Below are 17,646 nucleotides of genomic sequence, written 5' to 3' on the forward strand. Positions count from 1 at the left end.
CTGGAGCAGCCTGTGCCAGCGGTTCTCCCCCGCCCGGTTTGAGTTCCGCTTTGCTCTGCGTCTGGCGGTGGTTATGACCATCAGCACCACCGTCAGCTTCCTGTGGGAGTTTGAGCACACCTACTGGTTCCCTCTCCATGCCTTCCTGCTCCTCCAGCCCAGCTATGAGGAGAGCGCCCACCGGATGGTCACCCGCCCCGTGGGCACAGCCATCGGCTGTGTCATTGTCCATCTGGTGTATCCCTGGCTGCCCGGCCTACCAGGTATCTTTGTGTTCTCCCTCATTATGATCTCCCTGATGTACTGCTGTACCCCAGGCACCTGGGTCCATCCCATTTTCTCCACCTCCTTTGCTCTCACCATGGCCACTTTAACGGTACAGGAGACCGAAGCCATCGGCCTGCGGCTCATGTATCTGGGTATGGCAGTGGCGCTGGTGCTGGTGGTCAACACCTTCCTGCTGCCCAACCGGAAGGAACCCCAGTTCCGCCGGAACTTCCAGGAGCTCTACCGGCTCCAGGCCTACTACTGGGAGGTCATCCGCCGCAGCCTCCGCCAACCGGTGGACCCCGCCCTGTTCAGCGAGCTGCTCTCCCAGTTCCATATGGTCTATCATGAAGCTGCCCAGTACACCGACCATCAGGCCCCCGAGGAGGCCGAATACCACCGGAAACGGCTGGTGATCCTGTGGAATATGTTCTCCGAGCTGGAGCAGACAGAAGGCCTCATCCAGTCAGGGGCCGTCACTCCGGAGGAGCAGACCGCCCTGGACAGCGTAGCCGCCGCCCTTGGAGCCCGGATCTGTCCCCTCACCGATCTGAACGGCGTCCCGGTGGAGACGCTGCCCCAAGGGGAACTGTGCTATGTGGTCCGCCGTTATATGGAAAACGCCCAGACCCTGGCAAACGCATAACAACAGCCGCGCCGCAGAAACAATTTGCGGCGCGGCTGATTTTTTCGCACCACGCAATGAAAAGGGCCCGCCAAATACTCTAATAGGCAGAAAGGGGGGCGCCACCCTTGACCGAACAGGAATTTGCGACCCGTACCGAGGCACTTAAGGCCAGACTGTACCGCACCGCCTATCTCTATCTGGGCAGCGAGGCCTATGCCCTGGACGCGGTAGACGAGGCCATCTATCTGGGGCTGCTGCATCATAAGCGGCTGCGCCAGCCGGAACACTTCAATACCTGGCTCACCCGCATTCTCATCAACGCCTGCAACGCCGAGCTCCGACGCCGCAAGCGGGAGCTGGCGGTGGAGGAGCTGCCCGAGACCGCAGCGGAGACCTATGACAATCTGCCGCTAAAGGAGGCCATCCGCCGCCTGCCCCGGGATCTGCGGGCAGTCATCATCCTGCGCTACTTCCAGGGTCTCACCCTGGCGGAGACAGCGGAGGCCCTGGAGATCCCAATCGGCACCGTCTCCACTCGGCAGCGCAAAGCCCTGTCCCTGCTGAAACTGGAATTAAGCGAGGAGGCTTGAACCATGGACCGTATGGAAGAATACCGCCTGCTCCTGGATGAGCTGGAGCAGACGCCCCCCAATCTGGAATCCGCCCTGCCCCGGGCCAGGGCCAGACGTCGGCGCCGTCGGCTGAGCCGATGGGTGGCCGCCCCCGCCGGCAGCGTGGCCGCCATGTTTGCCGTCTTTGTGCTGCTGGTCAACCTGGTGACTCCCTTCGCCCTGGCCTGCTCCAACATCCCCATCCTGAAGGAGCTTACCGCCGCCGTGGCCTTTTCTCCCAGCCTGAAGGCCGCCATTGAGCACGAATATGTCCAGCGGGTGGTGCAGAGCCAGACCGACGGCGACGTGACCATGAAGGTGGAATATCTCATTGTGGACCAAAAGCAGGTCAACGTCTTTTTCTCCCTGAGCAGTGACCGCTATTCCCAGCTGGACGGCTCCGGGGATATCCGAATGGCCGACGGCCAGCAAGCCCATGCCAGCCTCTCCTTCCCCCAGACCCCCAGCGATCCGAAGGAGCTGCGACGGATCTCCATCGACTTTCAGGAGGAGGACGTACCCGATACCCTGATCCTGGACTATAAGGTGTGGGCGGCGGACGACACCGAAGCCTCTGTTCCGTCGGAAGATTCCGGCCTGTGGAACGATCCGCCCGCTGATCCCGATGCGGTGGCCAACTTCTCCTTCACCCTACAGTTCGACCCCAACTTTACCAGCCAGGGCAGTCAGATCACCCTGGACCAACCCTTTACCCTGGACGGCCAGCAGCTGAAAGTAGTGGGGCTGGAGATCTACCCCACCCACGTCCGGGTGGACCTCCAGGAGGACGAGGCCAACACCGTTCAAATCAACAGCCTGACCTGCTGGCTGGAGGACGACAAGGGCGTGCGCTATGACCGGCCTCAGGGGCTGATCGCCCACGGCGATGGCGGCACCCCCCGGGTCACCTCCTACCGCTTTGAGAGCAGCTATTTTGAGGATGCCCAGCACCTGACCCTTCACATCGAAGGAGCCATCTGGCAGGACAAGGAGGAACACTGGGTCACGGTAGATCTGACCACTGGCCGGACTGATCCTCTGCCCGACGGCATCACTCTGGCTCGAATTGAGGAAACAGACGGCATTCCAACCCTCACCTTCCGGGCCCCCACCCTGGCAGACGGCATGGTGTTCCGCCAGGTGGTAGGCCCCATCTACCGCGCTCCCGACGGAAGCGAGCACCACTTCAGTATGGCATCCCACACCATCGTCATGGATGAGAACGGGAGGGAGCTGGAGGGAGTCTTTGAGGAGTCCGTTCCCCTGAAAGATTATCCCTTCGACCAGGTGGATCTGGAGATCCTGGATTACCACACCTCCACTTTGGACACTCCCATCACGCTCACTCTGAACTGAACCGCAAAAAGGGGCCCGGCCTGTTTGACAGGCCGGGCCCCTTTTTCACGCTTACTTCCGCTCCAGCTGCTCCTCCAGCAGTTCCACCGCCTCATACACCATCCGGTCGCAGTGGCACTTGCGCTCTTCGCCCCGCTCTGCAGCCAGCTGTAGCAGAGTAGTACAGTCCAGAGCCTGATTGTGCTCCCGGAACCGGCGCATCAGGTCCAGGGCGGCGTTGTTGTCGGCCCCCGCCATACCCAGGGCCATCAGGGCCCCGGTCACCGCGCCGCAGGTGGCGCCGTGCTTCATGCCCGCCCCGAAGTGGGCTCCCAGTTGGTAGGCTGCCTCCTTGCTCAGTCCGCACTGGTCGGCAAAGGGCACCAGCACCGACTGGCAGCAGTTGAAGTGGATATCGGTTCGGGCCCGCAGGCCCTCGGTCTCTTCCATACGGTCCATAGAATCTTTTCTGTCCTTTTCTTGTTAATTAAATACGTCCCCCTGCTCGGCAAAAAGACGTTTCACCCGTCCCAGCAGTCCGGTGTGCTCCGGCAGAGTCAGGCCGGGGTCGGAGCGGAGCAGCTCCTCGGCGGCAGTCTGTGCCTCCTTCAGCACCCGCATATCCCCCGCCAGATCGGCAATGCCCAACTGAGGCAGGCCGTGCTGCCGGGAGCCGAAAAAGTCGCCGGGGCCCCGAAGGCGCAGATCCTCCTCCGCGATTTTAAACCCATCGTTGGTTTTTGACAAGACCCGCAGCCGCTCCCGGCTGTCCTGGCTGCGGGTGGAGGTCACCAGCACGCAGTAGGACTGGTGCTTGCCACGGCCCACCCGGCCCCGCAGCTGATGAAGCTGGGAAAGGCCGAAGCGGTCGGCGTTCTCCACGATCATCAGGGCAGCGTTGGGCACGTCCACCCCCACCTCGATGACGGTGGTGGATACCAGCACATCCAGTTCCCCGGCGGCAAAGGCGGTCATGACCGCGTCCTTCTCCTTGCTCTTCATCTTGCCGTGGACCAGCCCCACCCGCAGGTTGGGAAAGACCTGGGTCTGGAGGGTCTGGGCATAGGTAACGGCGGCCTTCAGGTCAGCCGCCGGGCCGCCGGGACCCGGTTCCTCTCCGTCAGCCTCCCCCTCTTCCACAGCGGGACAGACCATATAGACCTGACGCCCCTCTCCCACCAGCTTGCGGACAAAATTGTACATCCGCTGCCGCTTATCTTCCCCCACCACATAGGTCTCCACCGGGGAGCGGCCAGGGGGCAGTTCATCCACCACCGACACATCCAGATCTCCGTAAATGATGAGGGCCAGGGTACGGGGAATAGGTGTGGCCGACATGACCAGCACGTGGGGTGTGCCGTTGGCCTTGGCCGCCAGGGCCGCCCGCTGGCCCACGCCAAAGCGGTGCTGCTCGTCGGTGACCACCAGCCCCAGCTTTGCAAAGGTCACTCCCTCACTCAAAAGGGCGTGGGTGCCGATAGCCAGATCCAGCTCGCCGCTCTCCAGGGCGGCATACACCGTCTTGCGGGCCTTGCCCTTCACCGCACCGGTGAGCAGCCCCACCCGCAGTCCCGCCTGCTCCAGCAGAGGGGCCAGGGAGCGATAGTGCTGCTCGGCCAACAGCTCGGTGGGGGCCATCAGGGCGCACTGGTACCCGTTTTTGGCCGCCAGCCAAGCCCCGTAGGCCGCCAGCATGGTCTTACCCGAGCCCACGTCGCCCTGGACCAGCCGGTTCATGGGAGCGCCGGAGGTGAGATCCGCAGTCATCTCCCCAATCACCCGCCGCTGTGCCCCGGTGAGAGAGAAGGGGAGCAGATTTAGAAAATCCTCCTCTGGGAACTGTTCAAAGGGCAGCCCTGCCGCCTTGTCCCGGCGGGTACGCAGCAGAGCCATGCCGCAGGTGAGATAGAACAGCTCCTCGAAAATGAGCCGCCGTCGGGCCACCGCCAGGGCATCCTCATCGGCAGGGAAGTGGACATTGCGGACGGCAAACTCGGCCTCGGCCAGCTGGTGGGCCTGCCGCAGATTGTGGGGCAGACTCTCCTCCACCTGGGCGGCACACTCCTCCACACACCGGAGGGTGAGCCCCGCCAGCAGGTTGTTGGACACCCCGTGGGTCAGGGAATATACCGGCAAAATGCGGCCGGTGAAGCGCACCCGATCCACCCGCTCGCACACCGGGTTGGTCATCTGCCGCCGGGCGCCCTCACCTTCCACCTTGCCGAAACAGACGTAAGTTTCCCCCGTCCGCAGGGCATCCTTCAAATAGGCCTGGTTAAAAAAGGTGGCAGTGAGGCTGCCGGTGTCGTCCACCAGGCGCACCTTCACCAGCTCCAGTCCCTTTCGGATACGGGAGAGCCGAGGCGGCTCGGCCACCATCAGAGTGAGGCATACCGGCACATCCGCCGGCGCCGAGGCAATGGAGGCGCTCTTCCGCCGGTCCTCATAGTCCCGGGGATAGTAGCCCAGCAAATCACCCACGGTAGTCAGCCCCAGACGGGCCAGAGCTTTGACCCGGGCTGGTCCCACCCCAGGCAGGGCCTCCACGCCGGTCTTTAATGTCAGCGACATGATCTCACCTCTTTTGCATTATTCTATACCATTTTTGCATAAAAAGTTTCCAGGCTTCCATTTTCGGAAGGAAAGATAGTGTGAAAGGAAACCATCAGGGTGTCCTTTCGCGTCCAGTCAAAACTTTTTAAAACTTCTCAGAAGTTTTAAAAAGGCACTCAGTTTGTCGAAACCGCTTTTCGACAAACTGAGTGTAGCATATTTCCTATTTCCCGGCAAGCGGCCGGGAAGATTCCTGTAGTTCCCGCCAAGATTTGCAATTTTAAAGAAAAATGATTGCAAATACTTTAGCGTATAAGATATAATGTCACTACTGGTATAATATCATAGGGAATATGCCCGGAAAGGACCGGGCCCTCAGCCCCGGGCACGAAGGAGTGACCGGGGATTGCTTGCACAGTAAGAGATTTTTGTTAGAAAGGACGGACAGCATGGCGGAATGTAAGTTCAACAAGGTCCTGGTGGCAAACCGGGGCGAAATCGCCATCCGGGTATTCCGGGCCTGCTACGATCTGGGCCTGCACACGGTGGCCATGTATTCCAACGAGGACACCTTCGCCCTCTTCCGCACCAAGGCGGACGAGGCCTATCTCATCGGCGAAAACAAGTCCCCCCTGGGGGCCTATCTGGACATCCCCTCCATCATTGACCTGGCCAAGCGCCGCAACGTGGACGCCATCCACCCCGGCTACGGCTTCCTGAGTGAGAATGCCGACTTTGCCAAGGCCTGCGAGGATGCCGGCATCACCTTCATCGGCCCCTCCTCCAAGATTCTGGCTCAGATGGGCGACAAGCTGACGGCCAAGGCCATCGCCAAGGCCTGCAACGTGCCCACCATCCCCGGCTCCTCTGAACCCCTGAAAAGCGGAGAAGAGGCCCTGGAGAAGGCCATCTCCTACGGTTTCCCCATCATTCTGAAGGCAGCCGGCGGCGGTGGCGGCCGCGGTATGCGCCGCTGCGACAAGCCGGAGGAGGTCATCCCTGCCTTCAATCTGGTGAAGAGCGAGGCCAAGAAGGCCTTCGGCAACGAGGACATTTTCATTGAGAAGTACCTGGTGGAGCCCAAGCACATCGAGGTACAGATCCTGGGCGACAAGCACGGCAATGTGGTACACCTGGGTGAGCGCGACTGCTCCCTCCAGCGCCGCTATCAGAAGGTGGTGGAGTTCGCCCCCGCCTTCAGCGTGCCCGAAGCTACCCGCCAGAAGCTGTATGAGGATGCCGTCAAGGTGGCCAAGCACGTGGGCTATGTCTCCGCCGGCACCGTGGAGTTCCTGGTGGATAAGGAGGGCAACCACTACTTCATTGAGATGAACCCCCGTATCCAGGTGGAGCACACCGTCACCGAGATGGTCACCGGCGTAGACCTGGTGCGGGCCCAGATCCTCATTGCCGAGGGTCACCCCCTGTCCACCCCGGAGATCGGCATCCCCTCTCAGGATGCCGTCCATATGAACGGCTATGCCCTTCAGTGCCGGGTGACCACCGAGGACCCGGCCAACAACTTCGCCCCCGACACCGGCAAGATCACCGCCTACCGCTCCGGCGGCGGCTTCGGCGTCCGTCTGGACGGCGGCAACGCCTACACCGGCGCTGAGATCTCTCCCTACTATGACTCTCTGCTGGTAAAGGTCACCTCCTGGGACAACACCTTCGAGGGCGTGTGCCGCAAGGCCATGCGTGCCATCAGCGAGGAGCACGTCCGCGGCGTCAAAACCAACATCCCCTTCGTCACCAACATTCTGGCCCACCCCACCTTCCAGGCCGGCCAGTGCCACACCAAGTTTATCGACGAGACCCCCGAGCTCTTCGACATCGACACCGGACGGGACCGCGCCACCAAGATCCTCAAATATATCGCCCAGATCCAGGTGGACTCCCCCTCTGCCGAGCGTCCTCAGCATGACATTCCCCGTTTCCCGCCCTACGAGAACACCCCGCCCAAGTGTACCGGCCTGAAGCAGCTGCTGGACAGCAAGGGCCCCGAGGCGGTGCGGGACTGGGTGCTGGACCAGAAGAAGCTGCTCATCACCGACACCACCATGCGGGACGCCCATCAGTCCCTGCTGTCCACCCGGGTGCGTACCCGGGATATGCTGAAGGCCTCCGAGGGCACCGCCGAAATCCTCAACGATTGCTTCTCCCTGGAGATGTGGGGCGGCGCCACCTTCGACGTGGCCTACCGGTTCCTTCACGAGTCTCCCTGGGAGCGTCTGCGGCTGCTGCGGGAGAAGATCCCCAACATCCCCTTCCAGATGCTGCTGCGGGGCGCCAACGCCGTTGGCTACACCAACTACCCCGATAACCTGATCCGCGCCTTTATCAAGGAGGCCTGCATCGGCGGTATCGATGTATTCCGTATCTTCGACTCCCTGAACTGGATCCCCGGCATGGAAGTGGCCATGGACGAGGTGCTCAAGCAGGGCAAGCTGTGCGAGGCCACCATCTGCTACACCGGCGACATCCTGGATCCCAAGCGGGATAAGTACACCCTGCAATACTATGTGAATATGGCCAAGGAGCTGGAGAAGCGTGGCGCTCACCTGCTGTGCATCAAGGATATGTCCGGCCTGCTGAAGCCCTACGCCGCCAAGAAGCTGGTGTCCACCCTGAAGCAGGAGATCGGCCTGCCCATCCACCTGCACACCCACGACACCTCGGGCAACCAGGTGGCCGCCTATCTGATGGCCGCCGAGGCCGGCGTGGACATTGTGGACTGCGCCATCGACTCCATGTCCTCCATGACCAGCCAGCCCTCCATGAACGCGGTGGTGGCCGCCCTCCACGGCCAGGAGCGGGACACCGGCCTGGACGGCGACAAGCTGCAGAAGCTGTCCGACTACTGGGCCGACGTGCGCCTGCGCTACAGCAAGTTTGAGGCGGGTATCAAGAACCCCTCCACCGACATCTACCGCTACGAGATGCCTGGCGGCCAGTACACCAACCTGAAGAGCCAGGTGGAGAGCATTGGTCTGGGCCACCAGTTCGAGGCGGTCAAGGAGATGTACAAGACCGTCAACCATATGCTGGGCGACATCGTGAAGGTGACCCCCTCCTCCAAGATGGTGGGCGACCTGGCCATCTTTATGGTGCAGAACGACCTGACTCCCGAGAATATCGTGGAGCGGGGCGAGGCCCTCACCTTCCCCGACTCCGTGGTCAGCTACTTCAAGGGCATGATGGGTCAGCCCGCCTGGGGCTTCCCCGAGGATCTGCAGAAGGTGGTCCTCAAGGGCGAGAAGCCCATCACCTGCCGCCCCGGCGAGCTGCTGGAGCCCATCGACTTTGAGAAGGCCCGGGAAGAGGTCCGCAAGTTCTATCCCGACGCTTCCGACCACAACGTCATCTCCTGGTGCCTCTATCCCAAGGTGGTGGAGGACTTCTACCGTCACCGTCAGGAGTACGGTTATATCATGCGCATGGGCAGCCATGTGTTCTTCAACGGCATGGCCCTGGGCGAGACCAACAAGATCAACATCGAGGACGGCAAGACCCTGGTCATCAAGTATATGGGACTGGGCGATCTGAACGAGGACGGCACCCGCAACGTTCAGTTCGAGCTCAATGGTATGCGCCGCGAGGTGGCCGTGCCCGACAAGAGCGCTACCGCGCAGGCCCGCAAGGTCAATCTGGCCGATCCCTCCGACAAGAGCCAGGTGGGCGCCTCTATCCCCGGCATGGTGTCCAAGGTAAACGTCAAGCCCGGCGACAAGGTGGAGGAGAACCAGGTCCTGGCCGTCATCGAGGCCATGAAGATGGAGACCTCCGTGGTGGCCCGCATGGCGGGTACCGTGGACGAGGTACTCATCAAGGAAGGCGGCTCTGTCAAGGCCGGCGAGCTGCTCATCACTATTAAATAATACAGCGGGGGCCGGTCGTGAGACCGGCCCCCCTTTTTACATCATCTATACCTGGAGGCTTCATCTATGGAAACCATTCTCCACCTGCTCCCCCTCACCCCGGAAGAGCAGGACCGCTTCCGTACCGCCGCTCCCAGCGAGGAGCACCTCTTTCTCCCCACCAGCGACCGCCGAGGTGCTGCCGCCATCCCCCAGGACTGGCGGGAACGCACCACCATCCTCATGGGTTTCGTTCCCCCGGCAGATCTCAAAACCTTCCCCCGGCTGAAATGGGTCCAGAGCTGGAACGCTGGTGTGGACCCCTATCTGGCCCCGGGTGTGCTGCCCGAAGGGGTGCTCCTCACCTGCGCCGCCGGAGCCTACGGCCCCGCCGTCTCCGAGCATCTGCTGGCCATGCTGCTGGCTATCTACAAGCGGCTGCCCGCCTACCGGGACCAGCAAAACGACCACATCTGGGCCGATTTAGGCCATGTCCGCTCCCCGCGGGGGCAGACCGTTCTGGTGGGGGGTACCGGCGACATCGGCCGCCACTTCGCCCACCTGTGCCGGGCGCTGGGGGCCAAAACCGTCATGGGCCTCCACCGCTCCGACGCTCCCGTGGAGGACTTCGACCAGACTTTCCCCCTGTCCGCCATCGACAGCCTGCTCCCCCAGGCCGATGTGGTGGCCCTGGTCCTCCCCCATAACAGGGATACCGCCGGACTCATGGACCGTCGCCGTCTGCTGCTGATGAAGTCCGATGCCGTGCTTCTCAACGCCGGCCGGGGCTCTGCCATCGACTGTGCCGCCCTGGCGGAAGTCCTGTCCCAGGGGCATCTGCTGGGAGCCGGGCTGGACGTCACCGCCCCGGAACCCCTCCCTCCGGATCACCCTCTCTGGAGCGCTCCCCGGGCCTTCATCACCCCCCACACCGCCGGAGGCTACAACCATATGCAGGTCACCCTGGATCAGCTTCAGGCCCTGTTTCTGGACAATCTGGACCGCTTTTTGTCTGGCCGGCCCCTTCGCAGCCGTATGAAATAAAACCACTGTTGACATACCTCGGGTTTCTAGGTATAATATACCTAGAAACCCGAGGTATTGTTTTTGATCTGAAAGGAGGTTTCCCATGAAAGCGGATAAATCCCTGCTGTCTGGCAGCACCACCCTGCTGGTGCTCTCTCTCCTGTCCGGAGAGGACAAGTACGGCTACCAGATGATCGCCGAGCTGGAGGCCAAGAGCGACCACACCTTCTCCATGAAGGAGGGCACCCTCTACCCCATTCTCCACACCCTGGAGAAGGATGGAGCGGTGCAGTCCTACGAGAAGGAGGCCCCCACCGGCCGCACCCGCAAGTATTACCACATTACAAAAAAGGGCTTTCGGCTGCTGGATGAGAAGAAGAAGGAGTGGACCACCTTCTCCCAGGCGGTGAACGCGGTGCTGGCCGGGTCCGCCCCGGCCATGGCCTGATGGACGCCCCCGGCGGTCCCCGGCTCACCATAGACCAATTCTGCGGTCAGGTATGTTCCTTCGTCCGGTTCTCTCCCGACCACGACGCCATTTCCGCAGAGCTGACCGGCCACATGGAGGAGCACCGGGACACCCTGCTGGAGGCCTATCCCAACATGACCCTGTGGGACGCCGAGTCCAGAGCCGTCCGGGCCATGGGAGACCCGGAAGAACTGGGCCGCTGGCTGGATCAGATCCATCATCCCCTGTTGGGCTGGTTTCAGATCTGGTTCCGCCGGGTGGTGTGGACTCTGGCCATCCTCATCCTGCTCTTCGCCCTACCCCAGGCAAAAGAGACGGTCACTAACCTGATCGCGCCCCCCAGTTACGACGGTGTGGGGATGGGCTATCTTCTGGAGCATTATGACGAGCACGACGTGGTGGCCGATTTCACCCCTGGGGCTGTTTGGCAGTATGAGGGCTACACCTTCTCCATCCAGCGGGCGGTTGTCACACACTCGGAGACCAGCGTATACCGTGACGAGGCCCTGCATCTGAGCTATCTGCTGAAGGTGACCCACTCCAACCCCTGGCAGCGGGGGCCGGAATTCCGGGAGTGGCTGTGGGCGGAGGACGATCTGGGCAACCGCTACCCCTCCAGAGGTGAGCAGGTGCTGTACCAGCTGCCCACCTCCGCCGGGGATTCCTCCGGCAATCCCACCGCCGTCTATCCCTTCGCCTCCTACTACGATCTGTGGGTAGGCGGTATCCATCCGGAGGCAACCTCCATCACCCTCCACTTTGACCGGTTCGGGGAGAACGCCATCTCTCTGACCCTGCCGCTGAAAGGAGGGGACTGACATGGCCAGATCCTTTGTCACCCCCGCCCAGCGGAAGCGCCGCATCCTCCGGGACGCACTGCTGCTGGCAGTAGTCCTGGTGGTGCTGATACTCCGGCTGGACTTTCCCATCCTCACCGCCGAACAGGCCCTGGAGGCCACCCAGGACCGCTATTTCTTTGGCCCCGGGGAGGTCATCACTACCCTGGACTATTCCCGGGAGGCCAACAAAGTCAAGATCGGCCAGTACGACCGCTATTACATTCTCCGCCACGGGGACTGGTACGCCTGGTGCGGCGTCAACCACTACGGCCTGTTCTGGCAGACCGGCGGCCTGGACGCTGTGGAGAACAATCCGGACCTGCCTCTGGTACCTCTGGTGGTCAGCGACTGGAACAGCGGAGCTGTGCTGGTGATCTCCAACGACCCAGAGATCACCCAGGTGGAGATCACGTTCCCCATTTCTGCTGAAACAAAACAGGGCTACACCCTGCTCTCCGCCAGCCAGACCGAGAGTACAGAGAACTGCTTCCTGATTCCCTATACGTCAGGCCCCGGCTTTGTCTTTCCGGAGGATCTCCAGGTCAAGGGCTACGACGCCGCCGGAGCCTTGCGCTACCAATCCCCTATACCGGAATCCTGGGCCACCCGTTATGAATTGAGGTGAGTGTATGGCCTCCAATCGCTGCGAGACATTTTGCAGGCAGGTGTGCGCCTTTGTCCGCTTCTCTCCCGACCACGACGCCATCACCGCCGAACTCACCGCCCACCTGGAGGACCACCGGGACGCCCTGCTGGAACTTCACCCCGACCTACTCCCGGAGGAGGCCGAAGAGGCAGCTGTTCTGGCTATGGGAGACCCGGAAGAACTGGGCCGGGCCCTGAATGAGAGCCACAGTCTCCTGCTGGGGTGGTTCCAGATCTGGTTTCAAGCGGTGGTGTGGTTCTTGTCAGCCATCATTATAATATTTTCCCTGTTCCACCTGCCCGGCACCTTGGAGAACCTGACCGGAAAGCCCGATTCTGTCAGCAGCGATCCCGCCCTCTACTTTGAGCGTCATGTCCACCCGGACAATCTGGTGGCTCAGTATGAGACCAATGCTGTCTATCAGGACCCGCCCTATACCTACACCATAAAACAGGTCGGCATTGAGAACTACTCCGGCGCCCGCTATGTGGACTGTATCCTCCAGGTAACGCAATCCAATCCCTGGCTGCGCTGTCCCGCCTTTGGCTATGACTTGTGGGCGGAGGACGATGTGGGCAACCGCTATCCCTCTCCCCGGGAGTGGCAGGCTCTGGACGAAACCGTCTTTTCCAGAGTGCAGGTCAGCACCCCCATGGGTGATTTCCCCTTTGCCACTCACTACTGCCTCACCGTCACCAATGTGGACCCGGCAGCCTCCCAGTTGACCTTCCGCTTCGACCGCTATGGAGAAGTCCGCCTCTCCCTCACCGTTCCGCTGAAGGGAGGCGAAGCAGATGGCTGAACGTTCCATCTCCCGGCGAGGCCGCAAATGGCGCATCCTGCGGGACGCCGTAGTCCTGCTGCTTACTCTGGTTTTCCTGGCCGTCACCCTGGATTTCCCCATGCTTACCGCTGAACAGGCCCTGCGGGCCACCCAGACCCGGTATTACTGGGAGGACGGCCAGGTGGTGGCGGATCTGGGGTCCGGCCCTCTCTATGACCGCCAGTACCTGCTGCGCATGGGAAACTGGTACGCCTGGTGTGGTCTGTCCCGGGAAGGGCTGCTCTGGGATTCCGGCACGCTTGTGTCCCTTTACCGGGACCCGGAACAACCGCTGAGTGCCGTCACACCCTACAGTTGGGGGGCTGTTCTGGTGCTGGCCGGTGACCCGGACATTGTCCAGGTGGAGGTGGAGTACCCGGTGTTGGTCTCTGAGTCGGACGCCGGCAGAGTCTATGGCCTGAATACCCTCCGCCAGGGCCCGGTGGCAGACGGCTGCTTCTGGTTTCAGCTCACCGGGAACCTGCTCCCCGCCTATTATATGGACCGTATCCGCCTCCGTGGCTACGATGCCGACGGAAGGCTGATCTACCAGTCCCCTGAACCGGAATCCTGGACGACTCGTTATGAACTGAGGTGAGTGTATGTCCTCCAAAACCTTTGATAGTTTCTGCGATCAGGTGTGTGCATCTATCCGCTGGCCCCCCGCCCAGCGTCTGGCCCGTGAGGAACTGACCGCCCACCTGGAGGACCACGCCGCCGCGCTGGAGGAGAAAGGGATCTCTGCTGAGGAGGCCGCAGTCCAGGCCGTGGAAGCCATGGGAGATCCGGAAGAGATCGGACGCCAGCTGGACCGCTGTCACAGTCCTCTGCTCCCCCGGCTGTCCAAAATCTTTGCCCTGTGCGCCTGCGCCCTCTTTCTCATCGGCTTCTGCGCCAGCGTTCTGCATCAGACTGGTTTCTTCCGCTATGAAACGGTGCTGCTGCCCGCCCCCACCCTGCCCGGCTGGGACGATGGAGACCTGCTCTGCGAGGGAGAAGCCCGGGGCAGCGGCCATGTGGGGGGCTATACCATCCAGGCCAAAGACGCCGCTCTGGTCCACCGCCCCAGCACCAAATTCCGCCCCTCCATGCTGGAAATCCAGGCCGCTGTCACCGTCTCCCACTGGCAGCCCTGGCTGGACCACCTGACCCCCTCCATCCCCGCCGTCTGGACCGACTCCGACGGCGCCTCCGGTACGGTCTCCTGTTGCCCCATGGCCTCCACCCTTCTGGCTCAAAACTGGTATCTGGTTCTGGAGGACCCCACCCCCGGCTGCAGCTGGTTCTCCGTCACTCTGGGCAGGCCCGGCGATCAATGCACCCTGGAAATCACTCTGGATGAGGAGGTGCCTCCGGCATGAAACACTTTCGCTATTACATCCTGCCCCGCCTCCTGCTGGTTCTGAGTATCATAGCCGCTCTGTTCTGTCTCTTCTTCCTGTGGCTTTCACTGGATGCCCCGCTCCCCTCCCCGGCCGCCATCTGCGCCCGGATAGATCGGGAAAACTACAGCTCCGGCGGCGAGATCGTGGCCTCCGGTCCCATCGATATGACGGAGGAAGGGATCATCATCAAAAGTGATTATACCGACCGGGACTGCTGGTGGTTCATACGCCGCAGCGGCGATCGCTTTCAGCTCCAGGTGCTGGAGCGGCTGGCCGGGTTCCTGTGGCGCCCATTGGACCGCGCTACCCGTGGCCGTTCCTATCAGCTCTCCCTCCAGGATCAGCCCATCGGATGTACCTTTGATGTCTTTCAGCTGACCTCCCTGGATGGCTTCTCTGGTATGGATGCCTCAAAGGTCATTCCCATCCTCCTCTGCGTGGACCCCGCCGTGGTGCGGGTGGAGGCCCAACTGGTTGCCCTGTCAGAGGAGGACTGGGCCAATCCCCAGGCCGCTATCGCCCAGCGCGGGGTCTCCCCCACCTTTACCAAGGCGGGAGACGGAGTATGGGTAGGTCCCTCCCCCTATGTCCTGATCCCCTGGGCATCTCCTGATGGCAGCGGCTATCTCGTGGCCTTCTGCCAGGGCTATGACGCCGACGGCAATCTGGTCTGCTCCTATGATCCCACCAAAGACAGGGAATGAGGTGAATCCGCCTTGTGCCAGCCATTTGAACAATTCTGCGACCAGGTGTGTTCTGTCATCCGACTGCCGCTGGCAAAACGTCTGGCCCGGGAAGAGCTGACCGCTCACCTGGAGGATCACGCCGCCGCACTGGAGGAACAGGGCATCGAACCTGAGGTAGCCGCCCGCCAGGCGGTGGAGGCCATGGGAGATCCCTATCAGATCGGCCATGAGCTGGACCGCTGCCACAGCCCCCTGTTTCCCGGCCTGACCGCCCTGTTCACCGTGCTGGGCATCATGCTCATTCTGGTCAGCACCGTGGCCAGCGGCCTGCATCAGACCGGTCTCTTTGCCCACAACTCTCTGCTTCCACCCTCCTGTACCCTTCCCTCCCAGCCGGACGAAACTCTGGTGGTCTCCGGCTCCGCCTCCGGCAGCGGAACGGTGGGAGGCTATACTGTCACCGCCCACGACGCCGCCCTGATCCGCACGCCGGATTACCCCGACCATCCTCAGCTGGAACTCCAGGTTTCCCTCTCGGTCTCCCACTGGCAGCTGTGGCTGGATAACCTGGAACTGTACCAGGTGCCCTGTACCTGGATCGACTCCACCGGTGCCACCGGGGAGGCCTATTGCTCCACCTGGTCCACCTCGCCCTTGGCCGCCAGCGGGTATCTCACCATCACCGATCCCACCCCCGGCGCCCAATGGTTCACCATCACCCTGGGCAAACCCGGCGACCAGATCATACTCCGCATTGAGCTGGAGGAGGAGGTGCTGTTTTCATGACCCATTTCCGCTATTACACCCTGCCCCGCATCCGCTGGGCCTTGAGCATCCTGCTGCTGTGTCTGGGACTGCTCGCCGTCTGGCTGGCACTGGATACCCCCCTCCCATCCTCCGCCGCCGTGTGTGAGCGCCTGAACCGGGAACACTATGTGACAGACAACACTATTTTGGCCTCCGGCCCCATCCAATACCAGGAGCTCCGGGGTGACTATGTACCAAAAAACACCTGGTGGTTTGTGGGCCGCCAGGGGGACACCGTGCAGTTTTACACCCTGGACCGGCTGGCCGTTTTCCTGTGGCGGCCTGCGGACACCCTTCCCTTTTGGCAGCTGGATCTCACCCAGCAGGAAGATCCCATTTACTGCAATCTGTTCGGCTCTCAACCCAATATTGGCCTTGCCTTTGAGGCCACCCCCGTGGTGATCTGCACCGATCCCAGGGTGGTGCGGGTAGAGGCCCAGCTGATTTCTCTGGGTGCCAGTGAACGGGCCGATCCCCAGGCCGCCATCGACAGCCACGGCGTCTCTCCCACCTTTACCCAGGTGGCTGACGGCGTGTGGGCCGCTCCCTCCACCCTGGCACCCGGCCCATCCGATGACAGCGTTGCCATCTGGCTGGCCTGGTGCCAGGGCTATGACGCCGACGGTAATTTGATCTGCCAGGATTCCCCTACTTCCTGACCTGCTGGCAACTCTTCCAATGATTTACTTGCAGCCCTGTTGATGCTAACATTGCCTTGGGTGACCGGACCCTCTGTCCGGCCACACCGGGCAATATGGAACAGGAGGTCGGTCATTGTGAAGAAAAGCCAGTGGATGGGCCACGGGATGGCCCTGGTCTGCGTTGTGGTCTGGGGCTCCACTTTTATGGTGAGTAAGGGCCTGATGACCTTCCTCCAGCCCGTCCAGCTGATGCTGCTCCGCTTCATTCTGGCCTACCTGCTGCTGTGGGTCCTCCATCCCAAGTGGTATTTCCGCTGGCGGGAGGAGTGGCGTTTCCTCCTGTTGGCCCTGTTTTCCAACACCCTCTACTGTCTGGCGGAAACCAACGCCATCACCCTGACCCAGACCTCCAATGTGAGTATCCTGGTCTCCACCTCCCCCATCATGATGGCCCTGCTCCTGGCGGTCATCCGGAAGGAGGAGCACCTGAAACGGGGGCAGATCACCGGCTATGCCGTGGCCTTTGTGGGGGTGGTGCTGGTGGTGCTCAACGGCATGACCGCCCTCCACCTGCGGCCTCTGGGGGACCTGCTGGCCCTGTCCGCCGCCGCCTCCTGGTCGGTCTACAGCCTGCTGCTGCGCCGGTGGTCCCCGCTGTATGACGGCCTGCTCATCACCAGAAAGCTGATGTTCTACGGCATCCTGACGGTGCTCCCTCTGGTCCTGCTGGACGGTCATCCCATCCCCTTTGAATCGGTGTTCACCTGGGAAAATGGGCTGAAGCTGATGTATCTGGGCTTTGTGGGCAGCGCTCTATGCTACCTGTTCTGGAATAAGGCCACTCAGAAGATCAGCGTGCTGAAAGCCAGCCTGTACATCTACATGGTCCCCCTGGTTACCCTGGTGGTCAGCGCCGTGGCCCTCCATGAAACCATCACCGTCACCGGCGTGATCGGCATTTTCCTGGTGATTGCCGGCATGGTCCTGGGCACGCTTTAAACTACATAACCAACAAGAAGCACAGACGGTCAAACAGGCCGGTCTGTGCTTCTTCTGTTTGTTCTCCCCACCGG

The 17,646-nt window shown here is 61.8% G+C and carries 17 protein-coding genes; 15 read left to right on the forward strand and 2 right to left on the reverse strand.

Going from position 1 to position 17,646, the window contains the following annotated elements:
* The 3 genes from IHN22_RS02335 to IHN22_RS02345 all read left to right on the forward strand — a co-directional run.
* A partial coding sequence (locus IHN22_RS02335; protein WP_191433278.1) for an FUSC family protein occupies window positions 1-913 on the forward strand: 913 nt, incomplete at its 5' end.
* A gap of 107 nt (window positions 914-1,020) precedes the next feature.
* Window positions 1,021-1,485, forward strand: coding sequence for a sigma-70 family RNA polymerase sigma factor (locus IHN22_RS02340; RefSeq protein WP_191433279.1), 465 nt, complete (start codon window positions 1,021-1,023; stop codon window positions 1,483-1,485).
* A gap of 3 nt (window positions 1,486-1,488) precedes the next feature.
* Window positions 1,489-2,862: a DUF4179 domain-containing protein gene (locus tag IHN22_RS02345; protein ID WP_191433280.1), complete on the forward strand. Its 1,374-nt coding sequence runs from the start codon at window positions 1,489-1,491 to the stop codon at window positions 2,860-2,862.
* Window positions 2,863-2,913: 51 nt separating this feature from the next.
* On the opposite strand, the gene IHN22_RS02350 is transcribed toward IHN22_RS02345, so the two are convergent.
* Both IHN22_RS02350 and recG read right to left on the reverse strand, forming a co-directional pair.
* Window positions 2,914-3,300: a C-GCAxxG-C-C family protein gene (locus IHN22_RS02350; protein WP_191433281.1), complete on the reverse strand. Its 387-nt coding sequence runs from the start codon at window positions 3,298-3,300 to the stop codon at window positions 2,914-2,916.
* A gap of 24 nt (window positions 3,301-3,324) precedes the next feature.
* Entirely contained in the window at window positions 3,325-5,412 is a 2,088-nt protein-coding gene (gene recG / locus IHN22_RS02355; protein ID WP_191433282.1) for an ATP-dependent DNA helicase RecG, read from the reverse strand.
* A 431-nt stretch (window positions 5,413-5,843) separates the two neighbouring features.
* On the opposite strand from recG, the gene IHN22_RS02360 reads away from it, so the two are divergent.
* From IHN22_RS02360 to IHN22_RS02415, 12 genes are all read left to right on the forward strand, one after another.
* Entirely contained in the window at window positions 5,844-9,272 is a 3,429-nt protein-coding gene (locus IHN22_RS02360) for a pyruvate carboxylase (protein WP_191433283.1), read from the forward strand.
* 66 nt (window positions 9,273-9,338) lie between these two features.
* Window positions 9,339-10,295 carry a D-2-hydroxyacid dehydrogenase gene (locus IHN22_RS02365; protein WP_191433284.1) on the forward strand — a complete coding sequence of 319 codons (957 nt, stop codon included), beginning with the start codon at window positions 9,339-9,341 and terminating at the stop codon, window positions 10,293-10,295.
* 85 nt (window positions 10,296-10,380) lie between these two features.
* Entirely contained in the window at window positions 10,381-10,725 is a 345-nt protein-coding gene (locus IHN22_RS02370) for a PadR family transcriptional regulator (protein ID WP_191433285.1), read from the forward strand.
* Window positions 10,662-11,564, forward strand: coding sequence for a hypothetical protein (locus IHN22_RS02375; protein WP_300985309.1), 903 nt, complete (start codon window positions 10,662-10,664; stop codon window positions 11,562-11,564). Before IHN22_RS02370 ends, IHN22_RS02375 begins: the two co-directional genes overlap by 64 nt.
* A 1-nt stretch (window position 11,565) precedes the next feature.
* Complete coding sequence (locus IHN22_RS02380) at window positions 11,566-12,210, forward strand: DUF5044 domain-containing protein (RefSeq protein ID WP_191433286.1); 645 nt, start codon at window positions 11,566-11,568, stop codon at window positions 12,208-12,210.
* 4 nt (window positions 12,211-12,214) lie between these two features.
* Complete coding sequence (locus IHN22_RS02385) at window positions 12,215-13,033, forward strand: permease prefix domain 1-containing protein (protein ID WP_087188083.1); 819 nt, start codon at window positions 12,215-12,217, stop codon at window positions 13,031-13,033.
* Window positions 13,026-13,652, forward strand: coding sequence for a DUF5044 domain-containing protein (locus IHN22_RS02390; RefSeq protein WP_087188082.1), 627 nt, complete (start codon window positions 13,026-13,028; stop codon window positions 13,650-13,652). The genes IHN22_RS02385 and IHN22_RS02390 overlap by 8 nt, the downstream gene beginning before the upstream one ends.
* Before the next feature lie 4 nt (window positions 13,653-13,656).
* Window positions 13,657-14,415, forward strand: coding sequence for a permease prefix domain 1-containing protein (locus IHN22_RS02395; RefSeq protein ID WP_191433287.1), 759 nt, complete (start codon window positions 13,657-13,659; stop codon window positions 14,413-14,415).
* Window positions 14,412-15,143, forward strand: coding sequence for a hypothetical protein (locus IHN22_RS02400; protein ID WP_191433288.1), 732 nt, complete (start codon window positions 14,412-14,414; stop codon window positions 15,141-15,143). Before IHN22_RS02395 ends, IHN22_RS02400 begins: the two co-directional genes overlap by 4 nt.
* A 12-nt stretch (window positions 15,144-15,155) precedes the next feature.
* Complete coding sequence (locus tag IHN22_RS02405; RefSeq protein ID WP_191433289.1) at window positions 15,156-15,911, forward strand: permease prefix domain 1-containing protein; 756 nt, start codon at window positions 15,156-15,158, stop codon at window positions 15,909-15,911.
* Window positions 15,908-16,591 (forward strand): hypothetical protein, encoded by a 684-nt coding sequence (locus tag IHN22_RS02410; protein WP_191433290.1) that lies wholly within the window; start codon window positions 15,908-15,910, stop codon window positions 16,589-16,591. The genes IHN22_RS02405 and IHN22_RS02410 overlap by 4 nt, the downstream gene beginning before the upstream one ends.
* A 117-nt stretch (window positions 16,592-16,708) precedes the next feature.
* Window positions 16,709-17,572: a DMT family transporter gene (locus tag IHN22_RS02415; protein ID WP_191433291.1), complete on the forward strand. Its 864-nt coding sequence runs from the start codon at window positions 16,709-16,711 to the stop codon at window positions 17,570-17,572.
* Window positions 17,573-17,646: the final 74 nt, after the last annotated feature.

The organism is Flavonifractor sp. An112 (assembly GCF_904377885.1).
GTDB lineage: Bacteria > Bacillota > Clostridia > Oscillospirales > Oscillospiraceae > Flavonifractor > Flavonifractor avicola.

What these genes read in the sequence shown, in the direction of transcription:
- IHN22_RS02345 (WP_191433280.1), top strand. Translation starts at nt 1,489, where the DNA reads ATGGACCGTATGGAAGAATACCGCCTGCTCCTGGATGAGCTGGAGCAG.
- IHN22_RS02350 (WP_191433281.1), bottom strand. Translation starts at nt 3,300, where the DNA reads ATGGACCGTATGGAAGAGACCGAGGGCCTGCGGGCCCGAACCGATATC.
- recG (WP_191433282.1), bottom strand. Translation starts at nt 5,412, where the DNA reads ATGTCGCTGACATTAAAGACCGGCGTGGAGGCCCTGCCTGGGGTGGGA.
- IHN22_RS02360 (WP_191433283.1), top strand. Translation starts at nt 5,844, where the DNA reads ATGGCGGAATGTAAGTTCAACAAGGTCCTGGTGGCAAACCGGGGCGAA.
- IHN22_RS02365 (WP_191433284.1), top strand. Translation starts at nt 9,339, where the DNA reads ATGGAAACCATTCTCCACCTGCTCCCCCTCACCCCGGAAGAGCAGGAC.
- IHN22_RS02370 (WP_191433285.1), top strand. Translation starts at nt 10,381, where the DNA reads ATGAAAGCGGATAAATCCCTGCTGTCTGGCAGCACCACCCTGCTGGTG.
- IHN22_RS02380 (WP_191433286.1), top strand. Translation starts at nt 11,566, where the DNA reads ATGGCCAGATCCTTTGTCACCCCCGCCCAGCGGAAGCGCCGCATCCTC.
- IHN22_RS02385 (WP_087188083.1), top strand. Translation starts at nt 12,215, where the DNA reads ATGGCCTCCAATCGCTGCGAGACATTTTGCAGGCAGGTGTGCGCCTTT.
- IHN22_RS02390 (WP_087188082.1), top strand. Translation starts at nt 13,026, where the DNA reads ATGGCTGAACGTTCCATCTCCCGGCGAGGCCGCAAATGGCGCATCCTG.
- IHN22_RS02395 (WP_191433287.1), top strand. Translation starts at nt 13,657, where the DNA reads ATGTCCTCCAAAACCTTTGATAGTTTCTGCGATCAGGTGTGTGCATCT.
- IHN22_RS02400 (WP_191433288.1), top strand. Translation starts at nt 14,412, where the DNA reads ATGAAACACTTTCGCTATTACATCCTGCCCCGCCTCCTGCTGGTTCTG.
- IHN22_RS02410 (WP_191433290.1), top strand. Translation starts at nt 15,908, where the DNA reads ATGACCCATTTCCGCTATTACACCCTGCCCCGCATCCGCTGGGCCTTG.